This window comes from Acinetobacter rudis (assembly GCF_000829675.1).
Taxonomy (GTDB): Bacteria; Pseudomonadota; Gammaproteobacteria; order Pseudomonadales; family Moraxellaceae; genus Acinetobacter; species Acinetobacter rudis.
In genome coordinates this window covers 1-5,940 of the sequence record NZ_BBRX01000115.1, presented here as the reverse complement: position 1 = coordinate 5,940, position 5,940 = coordinate 1, and the positions used below count along the sequence as shown (strand labels likewise).

2 protein-coding genes are annotated in these 5,940 nt (G+C 35.9%); both read left to right on the top strand.

Annotation, left to right across the window (positions count from 1 at the left end; translation table 11 throughout):
* Window positions 1–3,931 (top strand): BapA/Bap/LapF family large adhesin (locus tag Aru01_RS17750; protein WP_042111725.1); only part of this gene is annotated, 3,931 nt, incomplete at its 5' end.
* A gap of 169 nt (window positions 3,932–4,100) precedes the next feature.
* Window positions 4,101–5,756, top strand: coding sequence for a hypothetical protein (locus Aru01_RS17745; RefSeq protein WP_016655637.1), 1,656 nt, complete (start codon window positions 4,101–4,103; stop codon window positions 5,754–5,756).
* Window positions 5,757–5,940: the final 184 nt, after the last annotated feature.

Sequence of the window (5,940 nt, the reverse complement as noted above, 5' to 3'; positions counted from 1 at the left end):
TTCAGACAGCGACTCTGATTCGGACAGCGACTCTGATTCGGACAGTGACTCTGATTCGGACAGCGACTCTGACTCTGACAGCGACTCTGATTCGGACAGCGACAGCGATTCGGATACTGATGAGCCACAAGATCTTGAATTCAATGAAGATGGATCGAAGCTTACTGGTACAGCTGAAGCTGGCTCTACAGTTACAGTAAGAGCTAAAGATGGTACTGTCTTAGGCACTGCAACTGCAGGTCAAGATGGCAAATTTGAAGTGTCATTGACACCAGCACAAGCTGATGGTGAGAAGGTAGACGTTACTGCACAAGCTGATGGTAAGAATGAGTCAGCAGCAGTTGAAGTAACAGCACCGGATATTACAGCTCCTGATGCTCCAACCGATCTAGATGTAAGTCAAGATGGTCTGAAGTTGACTGGTAAAGGTGAGCCAAATACAACAGTTACTGTTAAAGATAAAGCTGGTAATACTGTTGGTAGCGGTGTGGTTGATGCTGAAGGCAATTTGATTGCTGATCTAGATAAACCATTTACCAATGGCGAAGAACTTGAAGTTACTTTAACTGATAAGTCTGATAACACATCAGATCCAGCTACTGTTAATGCTAAGGATACAACTCCACCTGATGCACCAAGTGATTTAGTCTTTGCAGAAGATGGTGCTTCAATTACTGGTAAAGCTGAACCAGGCGCTACAGTTATTGTTCGTTTACCAGATGGCGTGACTATTGTTGGTACAACAACTGCAGATGAAAATGGTGACTTTACAGTTCCAGTGGTACCTGCGTTGACGAATGGTGAAGAGGTAGATGTTGTAGCAATTGATAAGGCGGGTAATGAATCTGCTGAAGCTCCAATCAATGCTCCTGACACTACTGCACCAGATATCATCGATGTTCAAATTGATGCAGATAATCTTGTATTAACTGTAGAAACTGAACCTCATGCGACTGTTAAGTTGTATGACTCAGAAGGTAAACCATTGCTAGATAAGAATGGCAATCCTATTGAGTTCCAAGCGGATGGTGAAGGTAAAGCAATTTATAGCTTCGATCCGGCAGTTGAGCGCGGTAAGATCATTAATGTCACTGCTACAGATGCAGCAAATAATGAATCAGATCCATTTAAACTTATTGCTGGAATAGCTGAAATTATTGCTCCAGCTGATAATGTTATCGACTTGATTCTAGATGCTACGCCTAAGTCAACAACAGATACTGCTCTTAAAGGTACTTCAAAGTCTGGCTTAACTGTAGTAAACGTAGGTCTAGGCCCTGTATTGGGTGCTGATGTACTTGCTAACCTTGGTGATAGCTCGATTACTGTTGATGTTGGTGCGAACCAGGTTAAAGACTTGACCTTACAAGGCTCTGCTTTTGGTGTTCAAGTAGTTGGTACTATGGACTTGTACGTGTACAAGCTCAATGAAAGTACTGGACAATGGGAACAGCAAGCGGTTAAAGAAAACTGGGTAGTCAGTGTATTACTTGGTGGTAAATCTAAAGAAACAGAGTTTAATTTAGGTCAAGGTAAGTGGATGTTTGTAATGGCTTCTGGTCAAGGCATTCAAGCACTAACGGGTTATAGCTTAAAAATTACTGACGCTATTAATCATGACTATAATGAAGCAACTTCAATGGCAGGATCAATTTCAGGCAACATGTTGACTGATGAAGATCCAATCTACGGTCAAGATGACTTGCCTGAAGGAACGACGATTACTTCGATCAATGGTGAAATACTTTCTGGTAACGGAGAGGTGACCATTGATGGACAGTATGGCAAGTTGACAGTGAAAGCTGATGGTTCTTATAGCTATACGGTCGATCCAGGTTTCCGTGGTCCATTCGGTGCCAAAGATGTATTCACTTATGTTGTAACTTCACCATCAGGTAGCACGGCTGAAGCTAAACTTGAGATCGAACTTAACATCACACCAAGTGAAGAACGTATTGAAATTAACAATACTGTTGTACTTGAACTTGAACCTCAGGTGACCTTAGATACTGATAAATCTACGATCAAGGCTGCTACTGGATTTAAGCTACTTGATCTTGGTTTACTAGGACCAATTCTAAGCGCTGATGCGTTAACTGGTGCTGGTGCGATGGAGTTCTCGGTAGGTGAAAATCAAGTCCGTGAATTAACATTCCATGGCAGTGCTGGTGGTGTTTCGCTTGGTAAGGTCTTCGACCTCGTGATCTTTAAGTTAGATCCTGCGACAGGTAATTTTGTTCAAGTCCATTATGAAAAGGATTGGTTCAAGATTATTCTACTTGGTGGTAAATCTGACCAGTTAACTATGCAGTTTGGCGAAGGCGAATATCGCGCAATGCTCAACAGTAAAGGTATACTTGGTGTAGCAGAAGGTTCTGGTTTGTATGTTGATCATGACAAAGTTTATGACTACAACACACCAACTAAGTACCAAGGTTCTGTTACTGGTGATGCTACTGTGGAAGACTCAACAGCTCTACTGAAAGTAAATGGTAAGGATGTTGAACCAGGTAAGGTAACAACTGTAGAAGGTAAATACGGTACATTAACGATTAATAGTGATGGTACTTATACGTATACAGTCGTGAAGCCAGCTAATGCCGGTGCAGGTTGGAAGCCGCCTTACGGTCAAGTCGATACATTCCAATTGGTAACTCAGGATGCCAATGGTAAGTCTGTAGTCGAAACTTTAAATATTAAAGTGGGTACCCATACAGCCAAAGATGACTTCAACATTGTTGGTGTTAAGCAGATCAATGTCGTAAGTGATGACATTATTAAGCTTAATATTACTGAGAATGCTGTAGGTAAAAAAGATGTAGTTAAGTCAGGAAGCGGTTTGTCTGCTAAATTTGATGCAACTATTACCAATACTTATGAGAAGACATCAACCTTTAATGTAAATGACGATACAGTTGCTAAAGGTACGCTGAAGATTATTGCTGAAACTAACCAGGCGCTTTTAAATGATGATAAATGGGGTGTAGTACAATCCGTTTATGAGATTTTTGATGCAAAAGGCAATCTAGTTTCATCAGGTCAGTTGTCTTTAGTTAACAAGAACTATAGCGCAACGATTAATCTGGCCAACCTTGCGTCAGGTCAATATACAGTTAAAGTTAAAGTAGTAAATACAACAACTTCAAGTTCTACAATTCTGGATACGACTGCTGAAAACAATGGTGAATTCCATGTAACAACAGAAGTTAAAGTTAAAGAAACTTCATTAAATGAGTACGTATCTGAAAGTGCACCAAAACTTGCTGGTAATTTACTTGCAAATGATGATGGCATAACCAAGATCGATTCATTGAAAGTTGGTGCTAAAGAAGTCTTCGTAAATGATCCGAAGAAAGGTGCGGCATCAATTGAAGTTGAAGGACAATACGGTACTTTAACAATCAACAAAGATGGTTCTTATAGTTATCAACCAAGTGGTAAAGCATTTGGTGTGGATAAATTCACATATGAGACTATTTCTAAGTTGGGTGTGAAAGAGCAGGCTGTACTTGAAATCAATGTTGGTAAAAACGTTGTTGCAACTGAACATGCTGATCAAGTTGAAAGTTCATCTGCAAACGATATCTTTACTATGGGTGCTGGTGCCGATACGGTAATTTACAACGTATTGGATAGTACAATCGCCAATGCTGGTGGTAATGGTGGTAATGGCTTCGATACTTGGACTGATTTCAATGCATCTGACGGTGACAAAGTTGATATTTCGAAATTGCTTGATGGAAATCAAACAGCCGATAATATTAAAGACTATGTTACATATGAAGATGGTGTACTGAAAATCGATCGTAATGGTAAGGCAGATTATTCTGGTCAACCAGAAGGTCAATCTCATTATGTTGATTTAATCACTATTAATTCTGATAAGACTCTAGATGAATTGTTGAACAATAATAATATTGTTTGGCATTAATTAATAATCAAAGAGTTTTAATTTGAAATAAAAAAGAGGATCTTCGGATCCTCTTTTTTATTAATATTTTTTTAAATTTAATAATGGTTGTAGCGAATAAATGATTAAGTAAACAAGTATAATTATGATATAATGTGATGGTCTAGGCTTCAGTCTTTTAGTGTGTGATATGGCGATTAATACCTATAGCGAATTATTAAGTTTTAAAGAAAAAATAGTATCTTGGATAGAAAGTACGGTTGTTGAAAAAAATATACAACAGGACTCGTATGTTGTTTATTTATCTTATGGAAATATACAACAGCGTTGTCAGGTTTGGGAAAACTGTGATCAGCAAATATCAAAGGTTATTAAACGTTTATTGAATTTTGTTGATAAAGTTTTTAAAAAAAATAATAAATTATTAGAATTTGTAAAAGTTGATATTGCATATAATGTTGAGAAAACAGCATGGGAAAACGTTGTTCAACAGCTAAGAAACCAAAAACATAATAATCATATGCGAAAAGGCATTAGTTTAAATGAAAATTTTGAAATAAGTTTTCTTGAACAGGAAATATATGCAAAATCTATTATTAAAGGTGTTGTATATAATGAGCCAAATTTTTTTGATGAGAAAAATTTAAATGATGCAATAAAAAAGAAATATCCAAGCATTCTTAAAAAAATATCGTTAGAAAAAATAAAATATGTATGGCTGTTTGATACATATTCAGCTTTCTATGAAAATGAAAATTTAATTGATTTAAATAGCCAGGGTTGTGAAAATGGTATAAGAATTTTAAGCGGTAATAAAAAAGAGCATATTGTAGAGTTAATTAAGAAGAATGCTGAATTTTTACATCGTGAAATTCAGAAAGATGGCCGTTTTATATATGGTTATTTTCCAGCATATAATAGAGAAATTAATAGTTATAATACGGTTAGACATTGCACTGCAATTTATGCTTTGCTTGAAACACTTGAAGTAGATTATAAAACTGAATATTTGGCACAAATTAAAAAATCAATTCAATATGCAATTGACCACTTTTACCGTGAGGTTGATGGCAAAGGTTTTATGATTGATGGAAAAAGTGATGAGTTGGAAGTTAAATTAGGATCTAATGCAACAGCTATATTTATGTTTGCAAAATATCAAGAAATAACTAAAGATGATCAATACATTGCCTATGCAGAAAAACTAGCACAAGGCATTCAGTTTATGATTGATGTTAATGGTGAGACAACACATGTCTTACATTATCCATCACTAGAAATTAAAGAAAAATTCCGTATCGTTTATTATGATGGAGAAGCCGCTCTAGGTTTATTGCGTTTATATCAAATTACACATCAACAAGAGTTACTAGAAACAGTAAAGTTGATGTTTGAGCATTTTATTAGTAAAAAATATGATAAGTATCATGATCATTGGTTGAGTTATTGTACCAATGAATTGACGATGATTTGTCCTGAAGAAAAGTATTTTCAGTTTGGCATTGATAACTACTTAAAACATATGAATTTTATTAAAGAACGTAAAACAGCATATGCAACATTCCTAGAAATGATGATGTCCGCATATAAAATGGTTAAACGGTTAAAAGATACCGAATTTACTGAATTATATGAATCAGCACAAGTTGAAGACTTAAAGTCATTGATTGAGCTTAGAGTTGAATTTCAACGTGCAACAGGTTTTTTCTATCCTGAAATCGCGATGTATATGGCCAAACCAAATAAAATATTAAATTCATTTTATGTACGTCATGATCGTTTCAGAACACGAATTGATGATCAAGAGCATAATTTATCTGGTTATGTGGCTTATGTGAAAGAATAAGAGGATTCTAAAAATGAGTGTTTGAGTTAATCTAATTAACTCAAACTTGAATAATAGAGTTTGATGGAAAATATACGTGAAAAAAATTTATTTCTTAAATGTTGACTTTGGCATAAAGTTAACTGGCATTGAACGCTCATCATTAAAACGCGCATTTTTATTCAAAAATTATTTAAATATTTTG

Bases quoted from the DNA above. Each gene is read 5' to 3' on its own strand.
- Aru01_RS17745 (WP_016655637.1), top strand. From the start codon at position 4,101: ATGGCGATTAATACCTATAGCGAATTATTAAGTTTTAAAGAAAAAATA.